Annotated in this window: 33 protein-coding genes and 1 pseudogene; 1 reads left to right on the top strand and 33 read right to left on the bottom strand. The window is 63.4% G+C overall.

The window, feature by feature from the left end:
* Window positions 1-29: 29 nt before the first annotated feature.
* Window positions 30-404, bottom strand: a complete 375-nt coding sequence (locus FNV92_RS14610) for a winged helix-turn-helix transcriptional regulator (RefSeq protein WP_015685421.1) — start codon at window positions 402-404, stop codon at window positions 30-32.
* Window positions 405-538: 134 nt separating this feature from the next.
* On the opposite strand from FNV92_RS14610, the gene FNV92_RS14605 reads away from it, so the two are divergent.
* The gene (locus tag FNV92_RS14605) at window positions 539-1,552 is read left to right on the top strand and encodes a zinc-binding alcohol dehydrogenase family protein (RefSeq protein ID WP_143845915.1); all 1,014 of its coding nucleotides are present in this window, start codon (window positions 539-541) and stop codon (window positions 1,550-1,552) included.
* Between the two features lie 4 nt (window positions 1,553-1,556).
* Here the strand turns inward: FNV92_RS14605 and FNV92_RS14600 are convergent.
* The 32 genes and pseudogenes from FNV92_RS14600 to tuf all read right to left on the bottom strand — a co-directional run bounded on the left by FNV92_RS14600 (window position 1,557) and on the right by tuf (window position 20,804).
* Window positions 1,557-2,896, bottom strand: a pseudogene (locus FNV92_RS14600) (chloride channel protein).
* A 44-nt stretch (window positions 2,897-2,940) separates the two neighbouring features.
* Complete coding sequence (locus FNV92_RS14595; protein ID WP_168213716.1) at window positions 2,941-3,237, bottom strand: DUF1330 domain-containing protein; 297 nt, start codon at window positions 3,235-3,237, stop codon at window positions 2,941-2,943.
* A gap of 10 nt (window positions 3,238-3,247) precedes the next feature.
* The gene (locus FNV92_RS14590) at window positions 3,248-4,036 is read right to left on the bottom strand and encodes an SDR family NAD(P)-dependent oxidoreductase (protein WP_143845917.1); all 789 of its coding nucleotides are present in this window, start codon (window positions 4,034-4,036) and stop codon (window positions 3,248-3,250) included.
* 178 nt (window positions 4,037-4,214) lie between these two features.
* Window positions 4,215-4,451, bottom strand: a complete 237-nt coding sequence (locus tag FNV92_RS14585) for a hypothetical protein (RefSeq protein WP_244623695.1) — start codon at window positions 4,449-4,451, stop codon at window positions 4,215-4,217.
* Between the two features lie 74 nt (window positions 4,452-4,525).
* A complete protein-coding gene (rplQ, locus tag FNV92_RS14580) occupies window positions 4,526-4,942 on the bottom strand; it encodes a 50S ribosomal protein L17 (RefSeq protein ID WP_015685415.1) in 417 nt (138 codons plus the stop codon).
* A 121-nt stretch (window positions 4,943-5,063) separates the two neighbouring features.
* A complete protein-coding gene (locus FNV92_RS14575) occupies window positions 5,064-6,095 on the bottom strand; it encodes a DNA-directed RNA polymerase subunit alpha (RefSeq protein ID WP_015685414.1) in 1,032 nt (343 codons plus the stop codon).
* A gap of 113 nt (window positions 6,096-6,208) precedes the next feature.
* Window positions 6,209-6,598 (bottom strand): 30S ribosomal protein S11, encoded by a 390-nt coding sequence (rpsK, locus tag FNV92_RS14570; RefSeq protein ID WP_007603045.1) that lies wholly within the window; start codon window positions 6,596-6,598, stop codon window positions 6,209-6,211.
* Between the two features lie 122 nt (window positions 6,599-6,720).
* Window positions 6,721-7,089, bottom strand: coding sequence for a 30S ribosomal protein S13 (gene rpsM, locus FNV92_RS14565; protein WP_143845918.1), 369 nt, complete (start codon window positions 7,087-7,089; stop codon window positions 6,721-6,723).
* 187 nt (window positions 7,090-7,276) lie between these two features.
* Window positions 7,277-8,158, bottom strand: a complete 882-nt coding sequence (locus FNV92_RS14560; protein ID WP_143845919.1) for an adenylate kinase — start codon at window positions 8,156-8,158, stop codon at window positions 7,277-7,279.
* A gap of 277 nt (window positions 8,159-8,435) precedes the next feature.
* The gene (secY, locus tag FNV92_RS14555) at window positions 8,436-9,767 is read right to left on the bottom strand and encodes a preprotein translocase subunit SecY (RefSeq protein ID WP_015685412.1); all 1,332 of its coding nucleotides are present in this window, start codon (window positions 9,765-9,767) and stop codon (window positions 8,436-8,438) included.
* 148 nt (window positions 9,768-9,915) lie between these two features.
* On the bottom strand, window positions 9,916-10,401 hold the full coding sequence (rplO, locus tag FNV92_RS14550) for a 50S ribosomal protein L15 (protein ID WP_015685411.1): 486 nt from the start codon (window positions 10,399-10,401) through the stop codon (window positions 9,916-9,918).
* A gap of 75 nt (window positions 10,402-10,476) precedes the next feature.
* Window positions 10,477-10,671 carry a 50S ribosomal protein L30 gene (rpmD, locus tag FNV92_RS14545; RefSeq protein ID WP_143846316.1) on the bottom strand — a complete coding sequence of 65 codons (195 nt, stop codon included), beginning with the start codon at window positions 10,669-10,671 and terminating at the stop codon, window positions 10,477-10,479.
* A gap of 24 nt (window positions 10,672-10,695) precedes the next feature.
* Window positions 10,696-11,286, bottom strand: coding sequence for a 30S ribosomal protein S5 (gene rpsE / locus FNV92_RS14540; protein WP_015685409.1), 591 nt, complete (start codon window positions 11,284-11,286; stop codon window positions 10,696-10,698).
* A 44-nt stretch (window positions 11,287-11,330) separates the two neighbouring features.
* Window positions 11,331-11,693 carry a 50S ribosomal protein L18 gene (gene rplR, locus FNV92_RS14535; RefSeq protein ID WP_007603036.1) on the bottom strand — a complete coding sequence of 121 codons (363 nt, stop codon included), beginning with the start codon at window positions 11,691-11,693 and terminating at the stop codon, window positions 11,331-11,333.
* Between the two features lie 11 nt (window positions 11,694-11,704).
* Window positions 11,705-12,238, bottom strand: coding sequence for a 50S ribosomal protein L6 (rplF, locus tag FNV92_RS14530; protein ID WP_015685408.1), 534 nt, complete (start codon window positions 12,236-12,238; stop codon window positions 11,705-11,707).
* A 16-nt stretch (window positions 12,239-12,254) separates the two neighbouring features.
* A complete protein-coding gene (rpsH, locus tag FNV92_RS14525; protein WP_015685407.1) occupies window positions 12,255-12,653 on the bottom strand; it encodes a 30S ribosomal protein S8 in 399 nt (132 codons plus the stop codon).
* 14 nt (window positions 12,654-12,667) lie between these two features.
* Complete coding sequence (rpsN, locus tag FNV92_RS14520; protein WP_015685406.1) at window positions 12,668-12,973, bottom strand: 30S ribosomal protein S14; 306 nt, start codon at window positions 12,971-12,973, stop codon at window positions 12,668-12,670.
* A gap of 46 nt (window positions 12,974-13,019) precedes the next feature.
* A complete protein-coding gene (rplE, locus tag FNV92_RS14515; RefSeq protein WP_015685405.1) occupies window positions 13,020-13,577 on the bottom strand; it encodes a 50S ribosomal protein L5 in 558 nt (185 codons plus the stop codon).
* The gene (rplX, locus tag FNV92_RS14510) at window positions 13,570-13,884 is read right to left on the bottom strand and encodes a 50S ribosomal protein L24 (protein WP_008549245.1); all 315 of its coding nucleotides are present in this window, start codon (window positions 13,882-13,884) and stop codon (window positions 13,570-13,572) included. Before rplX ends, rplE begins: the two co-directional genes overlap by 8 nt.
* Window positions 13,884-14,252: a 50S ribosomal protein L14 gene (rplN, locus tag FNV92_RS14505; protein ID WP_007603030.1), complete on the bottom strand. Its 369-nt coding sequence runs from the start codon at window positions 14,250-14,252 to the stop codon at window positions 13,884-13,886. The genes rplX and rplN overlap by 1 nt, the downstream gene beginning before the upstream one ends.
* 84 nt (window positions 14,253-14,336) lie before the next feature.
* The gene (gene rpsQ, locus FNV92_RS14500; protein ID WP_007603028.1) at window positions 14,337-14,585 is read right to left on the bottom strand and encodes a 30S ribosomal protein S17; all 249 of its coding nucleotides are present in this window, start codon (window positions 14,583-14,585) and stop codon (window positions 14,337-14,339) included.
* 13 nt (window positions 14,586-14,598) lie between these two features.
* Window positions 14,599-14,805 carry a 50S ribosomal protein L29 gene (gene rpmC / locus FNV92_RS14495; protein WP_041748846.1) on the bottom strand — a complete coding sequence of 69 codons (207 nt, stop codon included), beginning with the start codon at window positions 14,803-14,805 and terminating at the stop codon, window positions 14,599-14,601.
* 5 nt (window positions 14,806-14,810) lie between these two features.
* Entirely contained in the window at window positions 14,811-15,224 is a 414-nt protein-coding gene (rplP, locus tag FNV92_RS14490; protein ID WP_008136349.1) for a 50S ribosomal protein L16, read from the bottom strand.
* Window positions 15,225-15,254: 30 nt separating this feature from the next.
* Entirely contained in the window at window positions 15,255-15,980 is a 726-nt protein-coding gene (rpsC, locus tag FNV92_RS14485) for a 30S ribosomal protein S3 (protein WP_008136351.1), read from the bottom strand.
* A gap of 18 nt (window positions 15,981-15,998) precedes the next feature.
* Window positions 15,999-16,385, bottom strand: a complete 387-nt coding sequence (gene rplV, locus FNV92_RS14480; RefSeq protein WP_008136353.1) for a 50S ribosomal protein L22 — start codon at window positions 16,383-16,385, stop codon at window positions 15,999-16,001.
* A 10-nt stretch (window positions 16,386-16,395) separates the two neighbouring features.
* Window positions 16,396-16,674: a 30S ribosomal protein S19 gene (gene rpsS, locus FNV92_RS14475; protein WP_008136357.1), complete on the bottom strand. Its 279-nt coding sequence runs from the start codon at window positions 16,672-16,674 to the stop codon at window positions 16,396-16,398.
* Between the two features lie 12 nt (window positions 16,675-16,686).
* Window positions 16,687-17,520, bottom strand: coding sequence for a 50S ribosomal protein L2 (gene rplB, locus FNV92_RS14470; protein WP_015685403.1), 834 nt, complete (start codon window positions 17,518-17,520; stop codon window positions 16,687-16,689).
* Between the two features lie 12 nt (window positions 17,521-17,532).
* The gene (locus FNV92_RS14465) at window positions 17,533-17,835 is read right to left on the bottom strand and encodes a 50S ribosomal protein L23 (RefSeq protein WP_011088149.1); all 303 of its coding nucleotides are present in this window, start codon (window positions 17,833-17,835) and stop codon (window positions 17,533-17,535) included.
* Window positions 17,832-18,452, bottom strand: coding sequence for a 50S ribosomal protein L4 (rplD, locus tag FNV92_RS14460; protein WP_015685402.1), 621 nt, complete (start codon window positions 18,450-18,452; stop codon window positions 17,832-17,834). Before rplD ends, FNV92_RS14465 begins: the two co-directional genes overlap by 4 nt.
* Before the next feature lies 1 nt (window position 18,453).
* On the bottom strand, window positions 18,454-19,167 hold the full coding sequence (rplC, locus tag FNV92_RS14455; protein ID WP_015685401.1) for a 50S ribosomal protein L3: 714 nt from the start codon (window positions 19,165-19,167) through the stop codon (window positions 18,454-18,456).
* A gap of 53 nt (window positions 19,168-19,220) precedes the next feature.
* Window positions 19,221-19,529, bottom strand: a complete 309-nt coding sequence (gene rpsJ, locus FNV92_RS14450; protein ID WP_002712302.1) for a 30S ribosomal protein S10 — start codon at window positions 19,527-19,529, stop codon at window positions 19,221-19,223.
* A gap of 84 nt (window positions 19,530-19,613) precedes the next feature.
* A complete protein-coding gene (gene tuf, locus FNV92_RS14445; protein ID WP_008136415.1) occupies window positions 19,614-20,804 on the bottom strand; it encodes an elongation factor Tu in 1,191 nt (396 codons plus the stop codon).
* Between the last annotated feature and the right edge of the window lie 27 nt (window positions 20,805-20,831).

The raw sequence follows: 20,831 nt of genomic DNA, 5'->3' as shown, positions 1-20,831 counted from the left end.
TCCGGGGGCGGCAAGCCGCTCCCGGATTTTCACGCCGCGCGCTTCTTCTTCACAACAACCGGCGCCGGCGCGCAGGACAGCCGCTGCTGGTGGCTCTCGCCCCAGGCCTTGAGGATGTCGATCACCGGCCGCAGGCTCTCGCCGAGTTCGGAGAGGCAATACTCCACCCGCGGCGGCACCTCGGCGTAGACCTTGCGGACGACGAGCTTGTCCTCCTCCAGCGCGCGAAGCTGCTTTGTCAGCATGCGCTGGGTGATGCCGGGCATCCGGCGGCGCAGTTCGCCGAAGCGCTGGGTGCCGTCCTGGAGGTGGTAGAGGATCACGCCCTTCCACTTGCCGTCGATCAGATCCAGCGTCGCTTCGACCGAGCAGCCGGGACGCCGGGCAAAATCCCGCCGTTTCATACGTGTTTTCCCAATAGTATCCAAACGGGGACTATATCCCCGAATTTACAGTACTTGCCAAATGGGGCCTGGCGGGACAGTTACAATGGCAGGCGCACGTCGCAAGCTATCGCGCCATCTGATGGAGACAAGCCATGAAGGCCGTCGGCTACAAGAAGTCGCTTCCGATCGAGGATCAGGACGCGCTGATCGATTTCGAAACCGCAAAACCCGAACCCAAGGGACGCGACATCCGCGTCGCCGTGAAGGCGATCTCGGCCAATCCGGTCGATTACAAGGTGCGCAAGCGCGCCGCCCCGCCCGAGGGCGAAACCAAGATCCTGGGCTATGACGCGGCCGGCGTGGTCGATGCCGTCGGGCCCGACGTAACGCTGTTCAAGCCGGGCGACGAGGTGTTCTACGCCGGCTCGATCCTGCGCCAGGGCACCAATGCCGAATTCCATCTCGTCGACGAGCGCATCGTGGGCAGCAAGCCGAAGTCGCTCGCGTTCGCGCAGGCCGCCGCCCTTCCCCTCACCTCCATCACCGCCTGGGAATTGCTGTTCGACCGCCTCGGCGCGGTGCCAGGCAAGAGCGTCGATCCGCGCACGTTGCTGATCACGGGCGGCGCAGGCGGCGTCGGCTCGATATTGATCCAGCTCGCACGGCGCCTCACCGGGCTGACCGTGCTCGCGACCGCGACGCGGCCGGAGTCGCAGAAATGGTGCCTCGATCTCGGCGCGCATGCGGTGATCGACCATGGCAAGCCGATGAAGGAGCAGATCGAGAAGCTCAAGCTGCCGCCGGTCGCGCTGGTGGCGAGCCTGACCTTCACCGACCAGCACTACAAGTCGATCGCGGACTTCATGGCGCCGCAAGGCCGATTCGGCCTGATCGACGATCCGCCGGAGTTCACGATGAGCACCTTCAAGGGCAAGGCGATCTCGGTGCACTGGGAGTCGATGTTCACACGCTCCTCGTTCCAGACGCCGGACATGATCGCGCAGCATCATCTGCTCAACGACGTCGCCGACCTCATCGACAAGGGCGTGCTGCGCACCACGCTCGACCAGACATTCGGCACGATCAACGCCGCCAATCTCAAACGCGCGCATGCGCTCCTGGAGAGCGGCAAGTCTCGCGGCAAGATCGTGCTGGAGGGGTGGTAGCGGTTTAGCTCGAGACCGGCGGCGCCTTCGCTTCCGGCGGACGCGTCGCCCGCTCCACGAAACCCTTGGCAAGGGCGTGATAGATGCCCTCTTCGCAGATCAATCGCGAGACAAAGTGCGCGATCAGCGCCGCCGTCATCAGCGGCACCACCATGCCGTGTTGTCGGTCATCTCGGTCACGATCACGAAGGCCGTAATCGGCGCCTGCACGACACCGGCAAAATAGGACACCATGCCGAGCAACATGATCGCGCCGAGCGGCGCATCCTGGAAGAGCAGCGCGACGTTGCTGCCGAGGCCGGCGCCGATGGCCAGCGAAGGTGAGAAGATGCCGCCGGGTATGCCGCTGATCGCGGCGAAGGTGGTCGCGAGGAATTTGAGAACTCCAAAATCCTGCGGCAGAGGCGAGGCATGCTCCAGCGATGCCTTCACCTGCTCGTAGCCGGTGCCATAGATGGTATCGCCGGAAATCAGTCCGCAGATTGCAGCTGCAAGGCCGCAAGCAAACGCGAACCACAGCGGGTGCGCCTTGATTGCGTGCCCCACGGGGCTGGGAAGTCCGCGCGACATGGTGATGATGGTTCGACTGAACAGGCCGCCAACGACCCCGCCAACCACGCCGCAAAAGGGAACCGCCAGCCAATCGACGCCGCGCGCAAGCGACGTCGCACTGCTGCCGAAATAGGTGTAGTTGCCCATCAACGCCAATGAGGTCAGGCCTGCCGCGATGACCGCGGCAATGATGAGACTGCTGGTGCGCGTCTCGAAGGCGCGGCTCATCTCCTCGATCCCGAATACGATACCTGCCAGCGGGGTATTGAATGCCGCGGCAACGCCTGCCGCCGCTCCGGCCAGGATCAATCCGGGTTGACGTCGCGGCGACACCCGGCCGATCGCGAACATCACGGAGGCACCGACCTGCACGGTGGGTCCTTCCCGCCCGACAGAAGCCCCGCACAGCAATCCAAACAGGGTCAGGATCATCTTGCCAGCGGCAATCCGCATGGACACGAGCCGCTCCCGCGCCGCCTGATCGTTCAGGTGCCGAGCGGCGATGGCCTGGGGAATTCCACTGCCCTGGGCGCCGGGAAACAGCCGGATGGTGAGATAGGCTGACAGCGCGAAGCCGAGCGGCGTCACCAGCAGGGCGGCATAGCGCGACTGCCCAAGCAGCAGGCGGAAGGCCTGCTGGGCGAGATCGGCCAGTTGCGCCAGAGCCACCGCCGCAGCGCCAACGACAATTCCACCCAACAGGAAAATCGCCCGCCGTTGCCATCGGGCGGATGTGATCTTCAACCGCCGCTTGTTGCGAAAAGACCTGAGCGTGATCATGAAGCCGATCATTAGCGGGTCACGCCGCAAATAAAAGCCACAAGCGAGCAGACCAGTCAGGCCGAAACCACGCCCTCGACGAACATCAGCCGGCGCTCCAGTGCCGTTCGCCGCAGCTTCAGCGCTTCGGCATATTCGGCCGAAGCGTACCATTCCCGCGCCCGCGCCATCGACGGAAATTCGACGATGATGATGGTCTTGGGCGGAGGGCCGCCCTCCACCACTTCAGCCGCGCCGCCGCGCGCCAGATAGCGGCCGCCATATTCCGCGATGGTCGTTGCCGCGAGCGCGCGATAGGCCTCCATCGCTTCCCCGTCGCGCACCTCGACTTCGGAGATCACATAGGCCAGCACGCGTGCCTCCTCAGGCAATCGTATTGACGATGCCGCCTTCCGCCCGCAGCGCCGCGCCGTTGGTCGCGGATGCTTCCTTCGAGGCGACATAGACCACCATGTTGGCGATCTCCTCGACACTGGCGAAGCGCTGGATCAGCGAGCTCGGGCGATGCTGCTTGACGAAATTGGCCGCGGCTTCGTCGACAGATTGCCCATTCTGCTTGGCGAGATCCTTCACGAAGGTCTCGACGCCCTCCGACATGGTCGGTCCCGGCAGCACGGAATTGACGGTGACGCCGGTGCCGCGGGTAAGCTGCGCAAGGCCGCGCGCGACCGAGAGCTGGGCTGTCTTGCTCATGCCGTAGTGGATCATCTCGACGGGAATGTTGAGCCCGGACTCCGAGGAGATGAAGACGATGCGGCCCCAATTGCGCTTGAGCATGCCCTGCATGTACGCGCGCGACAGCCGCACGCCGCTCATCACGTTGACCTCGAAGAAGCGAGTCCAGTCCTCGTCCGGAATGTCGAAAAAGTCCTTCGGCTCGAAGATGCCGGCGTTGTTGATGAGGATGTCGACCTCCGGCAGCGCCGCGACCAGCGCCTTGCAGCCCGAAGCGGTCGAGACGTCGGCGGCGATGCCGCGGACCTTGGCGCCCGTCCCTTCCAGCTTGCGCACGGCCGCGTCGACCTTGTCCTGGCCGCGCCCGTTGATCACGACGCCTGCGCCCGAGGCGGCAAGGCCCTTGGCGATGGCGTGGCCGATGCCGGCGGTCGAGCCGGTCACGAGGGCGGTCTTTCCGGAAAGGTCGATGTTCATACGTCGTCTCCATTGATGTTGAAGCGGATATCGTGCGCCGTTCAACGGCTTCAATCACCCATCACCCAGGCGTGAGCCTGTGGAACGGGCCAAGCGCAGCGTGCTCACCACTCCAACGCGACGCGCGTACCGAACGATTGGCACGACGCGCGAAGAGCGCGTCCTTGCCCATCTTCCGTCAGCGCTCCGGCAGCGTCCGGAGAAAGACGACGATGGCATCGAGATCCTGCGCCGTCATGGTGGCGCAGGCAGCATAGGCCATCGGCGGCTTGAGCTTGTGCCCGTCGCGCGCGATGCCTTGCGGAATCGCACGTTTGATTTCCGCCTCGCCCCAGCCGCAGGGGCCGGCCACTGGATCGCCGGTGACGTCCAAACGATGAATGGAAGAGATGAGAGCGACCGCAATGCGTGGCATGAGATATCGCCGGGCCATACAAAAAAGCGGCGCCCAAAGGGCGCCGCTTTCTGAAATCTGAGAGACCGGCCGGCTTACGCCGCCTCGGCTTCCTTCTCCTGCACCGGACCCGAGTCCTGGCCCTTGGCATCGACGTCGCGATCGACGAACTCGATCACAGCCATCGCGGCGTTGTCGCCGTAGCGGAAGCCGGCCTTGATGATGCGGGTGTAGCCACCCTGACGGTCCTTGTAGCGGGGCGCCAGAGTATCGAACAGCTTCTTGACCTGGTCCTTGTCGCGCATCTCGGAGATGGCCTGGCGGCGCATGGCCAGCCCGCCCTTCTTGCCGAGGGTGACCAGCTTCTCCACGATCGGGCGCAGTTCCTTCGCCTTGGGGAGCGTGGTGACGATCTGCTCATGCTTGATCAGCGCGGCGCACATGTTGGCGAACATCGCGCGGCGATGCTCGGCGGTGCGGTTGAGCTTACGATGAACCTTGCCGTGACGCATTTTGGTATTCCCTAGATTGCTTTCGTCGCGACGGTTCGTCGGACTTGTTGCTCAGGTGGGCTGCCTGCGTTCGCCCGCGAAAGCGCGATGAAGTCGCGCTTTCGCTTGTTGTGAGTTCAGATCAGTAGTGATCCTCGAAGCGCTTGGCGAGCTCGTCGATGTTTTCCGGCGGCCAGCCCGGCACTTCCATGCCGAGATGCAGACCCATCTGGGCCAGCACTTCCTTGATTTCGTTCAGCGACTTGCGGCCGAAGTTCGGAGTGCGGAGCATTTCGGCTTCCGACTTCTGCACGAGGTCGCCGATGTAGACGATGTTGTCGTTCTTCAAGCAGTTGGCCGAACGCACCGACAGCTCGAGTTCGTCCACCTTCTTGAGGAAGGCCGGGTTGAAGGCGAGGTCCGGGATGATCTCCTGGGCGACTTCCTTGCGCGGCTCTTCGAAGTTGACGAACACGTTGAGCTGATCCTGCAGGATGCGGGCGGCGTAAGCCACCGAATCATCCGGCGTCAGCGCGCCGTTGGTCTCGATCGTCATGGTCAGCTTGTCGTAGTCGAGGATCTGGCCCTCACGGGTGTTCTCGACCTTGTACGAGACCTTGCGGACCGGCGAGTACAGGCTGTCGACCGGGATCAGGCCGATCGGCGCGTCCTCGGGACGGTTGCGCTCGGCGGGCACGTAGCCCTTGCCGGTGGCGACGGTGAACTCCATGCGGATCTCGGCGCCCTCGTCGAGCGTGCAGATCTGCAGGTCGGGGTTGAGCACCACCACGTCGCCGACGGTCTGGATGTCGCCGGCGGTGACGACGCCCGGGCCGGACTTCTTCACGACCATGCGCTTGGGGCCTTCGCCCTGCATCTTGATCGAGATGTCCTTGATGTTGAGCACGATGTCGGTGACGTCCTCACGGACGCCCGCGATCGAGGAGAACTCGTGCAGCACGCCGTCGATGTGCACCGACTGCACCGCCGCGCCCTGGAGCGAGGAGAGCAGGATGCGGCGCAGCGCGTTGCCGAGGGTCTGGCCGAAGCCGCGCTCGAGCGGCTCGGCGACGATCGTCGCGAAACGCTGAGGGTCGCTGCCAGGCTGAATCTGGAGCTTGTTCGGCCGAATCAGTTCTTGCCAATTTTTCTGGATCGTCACTGTTTCACCCATACAGGCCAGTCGAACTGCCGTTGCAGACACTGGCGTTGGAGAAAGTCCGCAGGTCGCACCTGCGGCTTCTTGCAAAAGTCATCGCGGGCGCCGATGCGCCCGCAAACAAGGTATCAAACGCGCCGACGCTTGCGGGGACGGCAACCGTTGTGCGGGATCGTGGTCACGTCGCGGATCGAGGTTACGGTGAAGCCCGCGGCCTGCAGCGCGCGGAGCGCCGACTCGCGGCCCGAACCGGGACCGGCGACTTCGACTTCCAGCGTACGCATGCCGTGCTCCTGCGCCTTCTTCGACACGTCCTCGGCGGCAACCTGCGCGGCGTACGGGGTCGACTTGCGCGAGCCCTTGAAGCCCATCGTGCCGGCGGAAGACCAGGCAATCGTATTGCCCTGCGCATCGGTGATGGTGATGGTCGTGTTGTTGAACGAGGAGTTCACGTGAGCAACGCCGGAGGCGATGTTCTTGCGTTCACGACGGCGAACGCGGGTGGCTTCCTTACCCATTGAGTACCTTTCCTGGAGATCTCGAACGCCGCCGTAATGCCAGCGGCTACACCTGTGGAACGAAAGGCGCGTGGCGAAGGGTCATCCCGATTCGCCACACGCCGCGATCTTGATTCGAAAACTTACTTCTTCTTGCCGGCGATGGCCTTGGCCGGCCCCTTGCGCGTGCGCGCATTGGTGTGGGTCCGCTGACCGCGCACCGGCAGGCCGCGACGATGGCGCAGGCCGCGATAGCAGCCGAGGTCCATCAGACGCTTGATGTTGATGCCGACCTCACGACGCAGATCGCCCTCGACGAGATAGTCGCGGTCGATCACTTCGCGGATCTGGAGCACTTCGGCGTCGCTGAGCTGATTGACGCGACGATCCTCGGGGATTTTCACCTTTTCGAGGATCTCACAGGCAATCTTCTGGCCGATGCCATGGATGTACTGGAGCGCGATGAGCACGCGCTTGTTGGTCGGAATGTTCACGCCGGCAATACGGGCCACGGCTCTCTCTCCTGTTGCCGATTCCTCGTCAGGAACCGGTCTTTAAGTGCTTGGTTTCTCGGGCAGGTGTTCACAAACGCGAACACGACGCCCACCCCTGGTCTTCCTGGGGCCCGGCATCGTTTGAAACTATCCGACTTGGATGCGGGGCTTATTAGGGGATTCAGGGGGCTTTCGTCAACCGCTGCTAGCGCTTAGCTCGCTTTTTCGTGACCTTTTTTGCGGCCTTTTTGGCACCCTTTTTGACGGACTTCTTCGGGGCCTTCTTGGCAGCCTTTTTCGCGGCCTTCTTGACGGTCGTCTTGGCCGCCTTCTTCGCGCCCTTCACGGCCTTCCTGGCGGCCTTCTTGGCAGATTTTGCGGGCTTTTTGGCCGTTCTCGCCGCTTTCTTGGCCGTTTTGGCCTTTGCGGCGCTCTGCTTCGTACCCTTCTTGGCGGGCGCTGCCCTGGCAGCGCTCTTGGCGCGGACCTTGGGCTCGGTCGCCCCAAGCGCCACGAGCTGGCGGTGGATAGCACCGGTGACCTCGTCGATCGCCATCATGCCGTCGATGGTCGAGAGCTTCCGCCGCTCCGAGTAGTAGTGAATCAGCGGTTCTGTCTGGCTACGGTAGCTGGCCAAACGCTTGGTCAGGACCTCCGGAGTGTCGTCGGCCCGGATCTCCTCCCCGCGCTCCCGCATCTGGGCCACGCGAGTCTCGACGCGGCTCAGCAGCGCACTCTCGTTGACGCGAAGCTCGATCACGGCGTCGAGCTTGAGATGCTTCTGCTTGAGCAGCTGATCCAGCGCTTCGGCCTGCGGTACGGTGCGCGGAAAGCCGTCGAGAATGAAACCGTTTCTGGCATCCGGCTGGTCGATGCGCTCGGAGATGATTCCGACTACGACGTCGTCGGGCACGAGGCCACCGCTGGCCATGATCTCCTTGGCCTTGAGGCCGACCGGCGTTCCCGCCGCGACGGCCGCGCGCAACATCTCGCCGGTCGAGAGCTGGACGATACCATAGCGCTGCACCATCAGCTGCGCCTGGGTCCCCTTGCCCGATCCCGGCGGTCCCAGAAGTATAATTCTCATCGGCGTACGCCCCCCGGATTGGTGAGCGATACGTCGCGCACCTGTGTTTGAAGTTCGACAACAGTGCAAATCACAATCGGCTCCGCACTGCCACCCATATCATAGGGGAGCAAATGCCCTGCCGCCAAGAACCCCTTTGAAATCAGTGATTGCGTCGCAGTCGGAGCAGTTCTGCCGATGCGACCGAACGGTAGGTCCACGCACCTCGCGGAAGCCGCGCAGCCATGTGCGCGGCGAATCGGCGCTTGTGAGTCGGAAGCCGGACAGGACGCCGCGCTTAGCGGCGGCGGCCGCGCAGCTTCGACTTCCGGATCAGGCCTTCGTACTGATGGGCCAGCAGATAGCCCTGCACCTGTGCCACCGTATCCATGGTGACGCTGACGACGATCAGCAGCGAAGTGCCGCCGAAGTAGAACGGCACCGAGGCGTAGGAGATCAGGATCTCGGGGATCAAGCAGACGATCGCGAGATAGATCGCGCCGAGCACGGTGATGCGCGACAGCACGTAGTCGATGTATTCCGCGGTGCGCTCACCCGGGCGGATGCCCGGAATGAAGCCGCCGTGCTTCTTCAGATTGTCCGCGGTCTCGGTCGGGTTGAACACGATCGCGGTGTAGAAGAACGCGAAGAACACGATCAGCGCGAGATACATGATCAGGAACAGCGGACGGCCGTGGCCGAGCTGCGTCGTGATCCACTGGAACCATTCCGGTCCGCTGCCCGCGTTGAAGTTGGCCACCGTGGTCGGCAGCAGCAACAGGGAGGACGCGAAGATCGGCGGGATCACGCCCGAGGTGTTGAGCTTGAGCGGCAGATGCGAGGACTGGCCCTCGAACATCTTGTTGCCGACCTGGCGCTTCGGATACTGGATCAGAAGCCGGCGCTGGGCGCGCTCCACGAACACGATGAAGGCGATCACGGCGACCGCCATGATGATGACGACCAGGATCAGGCCGGTCGACATCGCGCCCTGACGGCCGAGCTCGAGCATGTTGGCGAGCGCCGCGGGCAGCTCGGCGACGATGCCGGAGAGAATGATCAGCGAAATGCCGTTGCCGATGCCGCGCGAGGTGATCTGCTCGCCCAGCCACATCAGGAACATGGTGCCGCCGGTCAGCGTGATCGCGGTCGAAAGGCGGAAGAACATGCCGGGGTCGCTGACGACGTTACCGGCGCCCTCGAGACCCACTGCGATGCCGTAGGACTGGAACGCGGCCAGGATGACCGTGAGATAGCGGGTGTACTGGTTCAGCAGCTTACGGCCGGCCTCGCCTTCCTTCTTCAGCGCCTCGAGCTGCGGCGAGACGGTGGTCAGAAGCTGGATGATGATCGAGGCCGAGATGTACGGCATGATGTTCAGCGCAAAGATCGCCATGCGGTGGATGCCGCCGCCGGCGAACATGTTGAACATGCCGAGGATGCCGCCCGCCTGGGAGCGGAACACCTGCTCCCAGATGTTGGGATCGATGCCGGGCAGCGGAATGTAGGTCCCGAGCCGATAAACCAGCAGCGCACCCAGGGTGAACCAGATGCGCTTCTTCAGTTCGTCAGCCTTGGCAAACGCACCGAAATTGAGATTTGCTGCAAGTTGTTCCGCTGCAGAGGCCATCTTGGACTTTCTCCCGCCGCCTATTGCGCCGTCATGCCCGCGGCCGGGCTACTGGTGCGGACGCCGGACATTATCTGGGGCTCGGCTTCGATAAGTCCACGTCCCGCATGCGTAAAGGCCCGCGAGCCGCGGGCCAATGACGCAGTTGTTACGCCGCCTCGCCTTCTTCCTTGGCAGGGGCGAGGATCTTCACCGAGCCGCCAGCCTTCTCGACCGCTTCGATCGCGGCCTTGGTGGCACCGTGGACTTCGATGTTGAGCTTGGACTTGAGCTCGCCGCGGCCGAGCAGCCGCAGGCCGCCCTTGGCACGACGCAGCACGCCGCCCTTCACCAGGGCCTCGACGTTCACGACGCTGCCGGCGTCGATCTTCTTCGCATCGACCGCATCCTGGAGCCGGTCGAGGTTAATCTCGGCGAACTCGACGCGGAAGATGTTGGTGAAGCCGCGCTTGGGCAGACGGCGATGCAACGGCATCTGGCCGCCTTCGAAACCCTTGATGCGCACGCCCGAACGCGCGGTCTGGCCCTTGCCGCCGCGGCCGGACTGCTTGCCCTTGCCCGAACCGATGCCGCGGCCGACACGCATACGCTTCTTGCGCGAGCCGGCATTGTCGGCGATATCGCTGAGCTTCATCGCCCTGCTCCTTGTTTCTTGCGCATGATCTCTGCCGAGAACCGATCACCGGTCTTCGGGACCACGCGCTCTGTCTTACTTCTCGTTGACGATGCGAACGAGATGGTGAACCTTCTCGATCATGCCGCGGACGGCCGGGGTGTCCGGCAGTTCGCTGGTGCGACCGATCTTGTTGAGCTTGAGTCCGATCAGCGTCGAACGCTGCGAGTGATGGCGGCGGATCGCGCTGCCGGTCTGCTCGAGCTTGATCGTCTTTGCGGCCTTGGCCATCATGGTCTACTCCGAAAGCTTCCGTTAGTCGGCAGCCGCCTCGGCGTCACCGCCGATGCGACGGGACTGGAGGGTGGACACCTTGATGTTGCGGCGGGCTGCGACCGAACGCGGCGAATCCTGATGCTTCAGCGCGTCGAAGGTGGCGCGAACCATGTTGTACGGGTTCGACGAGCCGATCGACTTCGCCACCACGTCCTGGACGCCGAGCGTCTCGAACACGGCGCGCATCGGGCCGCCCGCGATGATGCCGGTACCGGCCGGAGCTGCACGCAGGTAGACACGACCCGCGCCATGACGGCCGGCGATGTCGTGATGGAGCGTACGGCCCTCGCGCAGCGAAACGCGCGTCAGGTTACGCTTGGCGGACTCGGTGGCCTTGCGGATCGCTTCAGGCACTTCGCGAGCCTTGCCGTGACCGAAGCCGGCGCGGCCCTTCTGATCGCCGATCACGACCAGCGCTGCGAAACCAAAGCGCTTGCCGCCCTTGACGACCTTGGCCACGCGGTTGATGTGGACCAGCTTGTCGACGAACTCGCTGTCACGCTCCTCGCGCTGCTGGCGGTCACGTCCGCCGCGTTGATCGCGTCCACCACGTTGTTCGCGTTCTGCCATTTTTCCAATCCTTCAGAGGCTTACGCCTCAATCCTCAAATTCTGTTAGAAGCTCAGCCCGCTCTCACGCGCCGCGTCGGCAAGAGCCTTGACGCGCCCGTGATAGAGGTAGCTGCCGCGATCGAACACGACTTCCTTGACGCCCTTCTCGGCGGCGCGCTCAGCCAGCAGCTTACCGACCGCCTTCGCAGCATCGATGTCGGCGCCGGTCTTGCCGCCGTCGCGCATCGACTTCTCGAGCGAAGAGGCAGAGGCCAGCGTCTCGCCCTTCAGGTCGTCGATGACCTGGGCGTAGATGTGCTTGGACGAGCGGAACACAGACAGACGCGGACGGCCGCCACCGGAGCGGCGCAGCTTCAGCCGCACACTCCGCTTGCGCCGGGCATTCGTAACCTTGGCTTTCGACATGACCGGCTCCGTTACTTCTTCTTGCCTTCCTTGCGGAAGATGAATTCGCCAACATACTTCACGCCCTTGCCCTTGTAGGGCTCCGGCGGACGATAGGAGCGAATCTCGGCGGCGACCTGGCCGACGCGCTGGATGTCGCTGCCGGTCACCGTGATCTCGGTCGGCTTCGGCACGGTGATCGTGATCCCTTCCGGGATCGCGTAGACCACGTCGTGGCTGTAACCGAGCGCGAGCTGCAGGTTTTTGCCCTGCAACGCGGCGCGATAGCCGACGCCGGTGATCTCGAGCTTCTTCTCGAAGCCCTTGGTGACACCTTCGACCAGATTCGCGACCTGGGCGCGAGCGGTACCATACAGCGCTTGCGCGCGATTGGTCTCGACCCGCGGGTTCACCTTGACCTGGCCGTTCTCGAGCTTCACCTCGACGTCGTCATGGACGACGAACTGAAGCTGGCCCTTCGGCCCCTTCATCTTGACGGTCTGCCCATCGACGGTCGCGGTCACACCCGACGGAACCGGAACGGGCCTTTTGCCAACTCGTGACATGGATCAAAAATCCTTCTCAGAACACCGTGAAGAGAACTTCACCGCCCACGTTCGCTTCACGCGCACTGTGGTCGGCCATGATTCCCTTCGGCGTCGACAACACCGAAATGCCGAGCCCGTTGTTGACCCGCGGCAGGTTCTTCACCGAGGCGTAGACGCGACGCCCGGGCTTGGAAACACGTTCGATCTCGCGGATGACGGGCTCGCCGTCGAAATACTTCAGCTCGATCTCGATCTCGCTGCGGCCCGAGGAATGCTCGAGCGTGGCGTAACCGCGGATATAGCCCTCGGACTTCAGCACTTCGAGGACGTTCTCGCGCATCTTAGAACCAGGCGTCGAGACCTTGCTCTTGGAGCGCATCTGCGCGTTGCGGATACGGGTGATCAGATCGCTGATTGGATCGTGCGTAGACATCTAAACGACCCTCCTTACCAGCTGGACTTCACGAGGCCCGGGACCATGCCCTTGGAGCCAAGGTCGCGCATCGCGATGCGGGACAGTTTGGTCTTGCGGTAGTTCGAGCGCGAACGGCCCGACAGCTCGCAGCGCAGACGGATGCGGGTCGCCGACGAGTTGCGCGGCATTTCCGCGAGCTTCAGGGTGGCGGCGAACCGCTCCTCCATCGGCAGCGTCTTGTCGGCGATGATCGCCTTCAACCGCGCGCGCTTCGGAGCGGCGTTCTTCGTCATCCGCTTGCGCCGGTTGTTCTTCTCGATTGAACTCTTCTTTGCCATGCTTGGCTCCTGGGTATCCGCGTTTGAGAGGCTTTAGGTCAGCGTCTCACTGCCGGAACGGGAAATTGAAAGCGGTCAACAAGGCCCTCGCCTCTTCGTCGGTCTTGGCCGTGGTGCAGACGGTGATGTCCATACCGCGGGCTTCCGTGACCTTGTCGAAGTCGATCTCGGGGAAAATGATGTGTTCCTTGATGCCGAGCGAGTAGTTGCCGCGGCCGTCGAAGCTCTTCGGGTTCAGGCCGCGGAAGTCGCGAACGCGCGGCAGCGCGACCGTCACCAGGCGATCGATGAACTCGTACATGCGGGCCTTGCGCAGCGTGACCTTGCAGCCGATCGGCTGGTTTTCACGCAGCTTGAAGGTCGCGATCGCGACACGCGAATAGGTCACGATCGCCTTCTGGCCGGCGATCTGGGTCAGCTCGGTGGCGGCGGTCTCGGCCTTCTTGCGGTCGTTGACGGAATCGCCAACGCCCATGTTCAGCACGACCTTGTCCAGGCGCGGAACCTGCATCACGTTCTCATAACCGAACTTCTCGGTCATCTCCGTGCGGATCTTCGCGTCGTATTCCGCGCGCAGGCGCGGCGTGTAAGCGGCCTCAGCCATCGATCTCAGCTCCCGAGCTCTTGGCGATGCGGACCTTCTTGCCGTCCGCCAGAATCTTGAATCCGACGCGGGTCGGCTTTCCATCCTTGCCGACATACGCGATGTTGGACAGTTGGATCGGCGCCTCTTTCGAGATGATGCCGCCCTCCTGGGCCTGCGTCTGCTTCTGGTGACGCTTGACCACGTTGATGCCACGCACCAGCGCCGTGCCGGCGTCGGGACGCACTTCGAACACTTCGCCGGTGCGCCCCTTGTCGCGACCGGTCAGCACGACGACCTTGTCGCCCTTGCGGATCTTCGCGGCCATCACAGCACCTCCGGCGCGAGCGAAATGATCTTCATGTGGTTCTTGGCGCGCAGCTCGCGCGGCACGGGCCCGAAGATACGGGTGCCGACCGGCTCGGACTGATTGTTGATCAGAACGGCGGCGTTGCGGTCGAAGCGGATCACCGAACCGTCGGCGCGGCGGATGTCCTTGCGGACGCGCACCACGACGGCCTTCATCACGTCGCCCTTCTTCACCTTGCCACGCGGAATCGCTTCCTTGATCGAGACGACGATGATGTCGCCGATCGTGGCGTAGCGGCGCTTGGAGCCTCCGAGCACCTTGATACACATGACACGGCGTGCGCCAGAATTGTCGGCCACGTCGAGGTTGGTCTGCATCTGAATCATTGATGCACCTCGTCCTCTTCTCTCTTGCGCCAGCCCAGCCGGCGCTCAACATTTCCCTGAAGTCAGTCGGCTAAAGCCAACAGATCAGGCGCTTTTCTTGTGTTCGCCCCGGATCACGACCCAGCGCTTCAACTTCGAAATCGGCTTCGATTCCTCGATCCACACCATGTCGCCCGGCTTGAACTCGTTGCTCTCGTCGTGCGCGTGATAGTTCTTCGAACGGCGGATCGTCTTCTTGTAGATCGGATGCGTGAAGCGGCGATCGACGCGCACCACGATGGTCTTGGCCTGCTTGTCGCTGACGACCACGCCTTGCAAAGTACGTTTCGGCATATTCGTGAGCCCCTTACTGCTCTTTCGCGCGCTTCTGCGCGGCGATGGTCTTGATGCGGGCGATGTCGCGGCGAGCCTCGCGCAGGCGCGAGGTGTTCTCGAGCTGCCCGGTGGCGCGCTGGAAGCGCAGGTTGAAGCGCTCCTTCTTCAGGTTCAGGATGGCGTCATCCTGCTGGTCAGGGCTCATCGCGCGGATGTCTTCGATCTTCATCTGGGCCATGGCCATTACTCCGCAATGCGCTCGACGAAGCGCGTCTTGATCGGCAGCTTGGCGGCCGCCAGGGTCAGAGCTTCACGCGCCGTCTGGGTGTTGACGCCGTCGATCTCGAACAGCACCCGGCCCGGCTTGACGCGCGCGACCCACAGTTCCGGCGAACCCTTGCCGGAGCCCATGCGGACTTCGGCCGGCTTCTTCGACACCGGAACGTCGGGGAACACGCGGATCCAGACGCGGCCGGCGCGCTTCATGTGGCGGGTCAGCGCGCGGCGAGCGGCTTCGATCTGGCGCGCGGTGACGCGCTCAGGCTCGGTCGCCTTCAGGCCGAACTGGCCGAACGCCAACGTCGCGCCCGAGGACGCAACGCCGTGGATACGGCCCTTATGCGCCTTCCGGAACTTCGTTTTCTTAGGTTGCATCATGGCTTCAAGCCCTCAAATTCTTGGTGCAGCTCAGGCCGCAGCGTTGTCGCGGCGCCCACGGCCACCACGATCACCACCACCGCTGCTCTCGCCTTCGGCCATTCTCTTGTCCTGGGCCATCGGATCGTGCTCGAGGATCTCGCCCTTGAAGATCCAGACCTTGACGCCGCAGGTGCCGAAGGTCGTGAACGCGGTCGCAACGCCGTAGTCGATGTCGGCGCGCAGCGTGTGCAGCGGCACGCGACCTTCGCGGTACCACTCCATGCGCGCGATTTCCGCACCGCCCAGACGACCCGAGCAGTTGATGCGGATGCCTTCCGCGCCGAGACGCATCGCCGACTGAACGGCGCGCTTCATGGCGCGGCGGAACGCCACGCGGCGTTCCAGCTGCTGCGCGATCGATTCCGCCACCAGCGTCGCATCGAGCTCCGGCTTGCGGATCTCGACGATGTTGATGACGACGTCGGACGAGGTGATGTCCGCGACCCTCTTGCGCAGCTTGTCGATGTCGGCGCCCTTCTTGCCGATCACCACGCCCGGACGAGCCGAGTGGATGGTGACGCGGCACTTCTTGTGCGGACGCTCGATCACGATGCGAGCGACGGCCGCCTGCTTGAGCTCCTTGTGCAGGATCTCGCGGATCTTGACGTCCTCATGCAGCAGCTTGCCGTATTCCTGCTTGCCGGCGAACCAGCGGGAATCCCAGGTCCGGTTGATGCCGAGACGCAGACCGATCGGATTGATCTTTTGACCCATCGTGTGCTCCTGCGTCCCTTAGGCCGCTGCTTCGGCTTCGACCTGACGAACGATGATCGTCAGCTGCGAAAATGGTTTGTAGACGCGACCCGAACGGCCACGGCCCCGGGCGGCAAAGCGCTTCATCACGAGACCATTGCCGACGAAGGCCTGCGCCACGACGAGATCGTCGACGTCGAGGTCGTGGTTGTTCTCGGCGTTGGCGATAGCCGATTCCAGGCACTTCTTCACGTCGACCGCGATCCGCTTGCGCGAAAACTGCAGATCGGCGAGCGCAGCAGCCGCCTTCCGGCCGCGAATGAGCTGGGCGACCAGATTGAGCTTCTGCGGGCTCACCCGCAGCATCCGGGCGACCGCCTTGGCCTCGTTCTCGGCGAGGCTCCGTTCGCGCTTAGGTTTGCTCATCGTTTAATCCTCAAGCCTTCTTGGCTTTCTTGTCCCCGGAGTGGCCATGGAAGGTCCGGGTCGGCGAAAACTCGCCGAACTTGTGACCAACCATTTCCTCGTTGACGGCCACCGGGACGTGCTTCTGACCATTGTAGACACCGAAGGTCAGACCAACGAACTGCGGCAGGATCGTCGAACGACGGCTCCAGATCTTGATGACGTCGTGACGGCCGGACGCGCGCGCGGCATCTGCCTTCTTGAGCAGAGAACCCTCGACGAACGGGCCTTTCCAGACTGAACGAACCATGTCCGTCGTTCCTTACTTCTTCCGCTTGTGGCGGCTTAGGAGAATGAATTTGTTGGTCGACTTGTTGCTGCGGGTCTTCTTGCCCTTGGTCGGCTTGCCCCACGGAGTAACCGGGTGGCGACCGCCCGAGGTGCGACCTTCACCACCGCCGTGCGGATGGTCGATCGGGTTCATCGAAACGCCGCGGTTATGCGGCTTGCGGCCCAGCCAACGGTTGCGGCCGGCCTTGCCGATCGAACTGTTCATGTGATCCGGGTTCGACACCGCGCCGATCGTACCGCGGCAACGGCCGTGCACCAGGCGCTGCTCGCCCGAGTTCAAACGGACGATGACGTAGTCGTGGTCGCGGCCGACGAGCTGGGCGTAGGTACCAGCCGAACGGGCGAGCTGACCGCCCTTCCCGATCTTGACCTCGATGTTGTGGATGATCGTGCCGACCGGCATGTTGCCGAGCGGCATGACGTTGCCCGGCTTCACGTCGACATAGTTGCCGGCAACCACGGAGTCGCCGACGGCCAGGCGCTGCGGCGCCAGGATATAGGCCTGAGTGCCGTCCTCGTACTTCACCAGCGCGATGAACGCGGTCCGGTTCGGATCGTACTCCAGCCGCTCGACCTTCGCGGGTGCATCGACCTTGTCGCGCTTGAAGTCGACGGTACGAAGCGTCCGCTTGTGACCGCCGCCGCGGAAGCGCACGGTGATGCGACCGGTGTTGTTGCGACCGCCCGAGGAGTGCTTGCCTTCGGTGAGCGCCTTGACCGGCTTGCCCTTGTACAGGGCCGAACGATCGACCATGACCAGCTGGCGCTGGCCCGGCGTCGTGGGATTGAATGTCTTCAGTGCCATCGTCGTACGACCTTACAGACCGGTGGTGACGTCGATCCTGTGGCCCTCTTCGAGGGTCACGATCGCGCGCTTGGTGTTCGACTGCGAACCGAGATTGCCGCGGAAGACCTTGGTCTTACCCTTGCGGACCAGCGTGTTGACGCTCTTGACCTTGACGTCGAACAGCTTCTCGATCGCTTCCTTGATCTGCGGCTTGGTCGCCTTCGCGGCCACCTTGAACAAGACCTTGTTGTGCTCGGACGCCAGCGTCGCCTTTTCGGTGACAACCGGAGCGACGATCACGTCGTAATGGCGAGGCTCGATGTTCTTCGTCATTTGAAGCGCGCCTCCAGCGCATCGATGGCGGCCTTGGTCAGAACAAGCTTCCGACGGCGCAGGATGTCATAGACGTTGATGCCCTGGATCGGCAGCACATCCATGTTCGGAATGTTGCGGGCCGCAGCGGCAAAGCCGTTGTTGAGCTCGGCACCATCGATGATCAGCGCGTTGGTCAAGCCGAGGCCCGAGAAGTGACCGAGCAGCGCCTTGGTCTTGGCAGCTTCCAGCGCAGCCTTGTCGATCACCAGCAGATCGCCGTCCTTGGCCTTGGCCGACAGCGCATGCTTGAGAGCAAGCGCGCGGACCTTCTTCGGCAGGTCGGTGGCGTGCGAACGCACCACCGGACCGAAGGCACGACCGCCGCCGCGGAACTGCGGCACGCGGGCCGAGCCGTGACGAGCACCGCCGGTGCCCTTCTGCTTGTACATCTTCTTGCCGGTACGCCAGATCTCGGCGCGGCCCTTGGCCTTGTGGGTGCCGGCCTGACGCTTGTTGAGCTGCCACTGCACGCAACGCGCAATGATGTCCTGGCGCGGCTCGAGGCCGAAAATGGCGTCGGAAAGCTGGACGGAGCCGGCTTCCTTACCTTCGAGGGTCGTGACCTTCAATTCCATCTCACGCCTCCTGCGCAGCCGGGGCGGCTTCCGCGTCGCCAGCAACCTTGAACTTGCCGGGCTTCGGAGCTTCCTTCGGCAGCGGCTTCTTGACGGCGTCGCGCACGCGGATCCAGCCGCCCTTGGAGCCGGGAACGGCGCCTTCGACGAGGATCAGGCCACGCTCGACATCGAGCTGAACGACTCGAAGGTTGAGCGTGGTGATGCGGTCGACACCCATGTGGCCGGGCATCTTCTTGTTCTTCCAGGTCTTGCCGGGGTCCTGACGACCACCGGTCGAACCGATCGAACGGTGCGAGACCGACACACCGTGCGTGGCGCGAAGACCGCCAAAGTTCCAGCGCTTCATGCCGCCGGCGAAGCCCTTACCGACCGAGGTGCCGGTGACGTCGACGAACTGGCCGACGACGAAGTGATCGGCGAGGATCTCGGCGCCAACGGGGATCATGGCATCCGCGGAGACGCGGAATTCCTCGACCTGCCGCTTCGGCTCGACCTTGGCGACCGCGAACTGGCCGCGCTCGGCCTTGGGCAAGTACACGGTCTTGCGGCTGCCAGAACCAAGCTGGAGCGCGACGTAACCGTTCTTCTCTTCAGTGCGGTGGCCTACGACCTGGCAATTGCCGAGCTTCAGCACGGTCACTGGAATATGTTCGCCGGCCTCCGTAAAGACCCGCGTCATTCCGACCTTTTGTGCGATCACTCCGGAGCGCATCGGCGTGCTTCCTGTTCTTTCTGTCCGCTAGTCGCGAACGTGATCCAAAAATCTTAGAGCTTGATCTCGACGTCGACACCGGCGGCTAGGTCGAGCTTCATCAAAGCATCGACAGTCTGCGGGGTCGGATCGACGATATCGAGCAGGCGCTTGTGGGTGCGCATCTCGAACTGCTCGCGGCTCTTCTTGTCGACGTGAGGCGAACGGTTGACGGTGAACTTCTCGATGCGGGTGGGCAGCGGAATGGGTCCGCGGACCTGCGCGCCGGTGCGCTTCGCCGTGTTCACGATCTCGCGGGTCGACGTATCGAGGATACGATGGTCGAACGCCTTGAGACGGATACGAATGTTTTGGCCGTTCATTGCCGTGTCTTTCTTAGTGAGTGGCGAGTAGCGAATAGCGAATGGATTTCATCCATTCGCCACTCGCCATTCCCTGTCGCGTGATTACTCGATGATCGAGGCGACGACGCCGGCGCCGACGGTGCGACCGCCTTCGCGGATCGCGAAGCGGAGCTTTTCTTCCATCGCGATCGGCACGATCAGGTGCACTTCCATCGCGATGTTGTCGCCCGGCATCACCATCTCGGTGCCTTCCGGCAGATGCACGACACCGGTCACGTCGGTGGTGCGGAAGTAGAACTGCGGACGGTAGTTGGTGAAGAACGGAGTGTGGCGACCGCCCTCTTCCTTGGTGAGGATGTAAGCCTCAGCCTTGAACTTGGTGTGGGGCTTGACCGAACCCGGCTTGCACAGCACCTGACCGCGCTCGACGTCCTCGCGCTTGGTACCGCGGAGCAGCGCACCGATGTTGTCGCCGGCCTGGCCCTGATCGAGCAGCTTGCGGAACATTTCGACGCCGGTGACGGTGGTCTTCTGGGTCGCGCGGAGACCGACGATCTCGATTTCCTCGCCGACCTTGACGATGCCGCGCTCGACACGGCCGGTCACGACGGTGCCGCGGCCCGAGATCGAGAACACGTCTTCAACCGGCATCAGGAACGGCTGGTCGATCGGACGCTCCGGCTGCGGGATGTATTCGTCGACGTTCTTCATCAGCTCGAGGATGGCGTCGTGGCCGAGCTTCTTGTCGGAATCTTCGAGAGCGGCGAGAGCCGAGCCCTTGATGATCGGGATCTTGTCGCCCGGGAAGTCATACTTCGAGAGCAGCTCGCGAACTTCGAGCTCGACGAGCTCGAGCAGTTCCGGATCGTCGACCATGTCGCACTTGTTGAGGAACACGACGAGCGCGGGCACGCCGACCTGGCGGGCGAGCAGGATGTGCTCGCGGGTCTGCGGCATCGGGCCGTCAGCGGCCGACACGACCAGGATCGCGCCGTCCATCTGGGCGGCACCGGTGATCATGTTCTTCACGTAGTCGGCGTGGCCGGGGCAGTCGACGTGCGCGTAGTGGCGGTTCGGCGTCTCGTACTCGACGTGCGCGGTCGAGATGGTGATGCCGCGCGCCTTCTCTTCCGGTGCCTTGTCGATCTGGTCGTACGCGGTGAACGTCGCGCCGCCGGCTTCGGCGAGGACCTTGGTGATCGCCGCGGTCAGCGATGTCTTGCCATGGTCGACGTGACCGATGGTGCCGATGTTGCAGTGCGGCTTGTTACGTTCAAACTTTGCTTTGGCCATTTGACTCTCCGTTCAATCGTCAGCTCT

It is taken from the genome of Bradyrhizobium cosmicum (genome assembly GCF_007290395.2).
Classification (GTDB): domain Bacteria; phylum Pseudomonadota; class Alphaproteobacteria; order Rhizobiales; family Xanthobacteraceae; genus Bradyrhizobium; species Bradyrhizobium cosmicum.
Note: the sequence above shows the minus strand (reverse complement) of the source record. Positions and strands in the feature narration are given on the sequence as shown.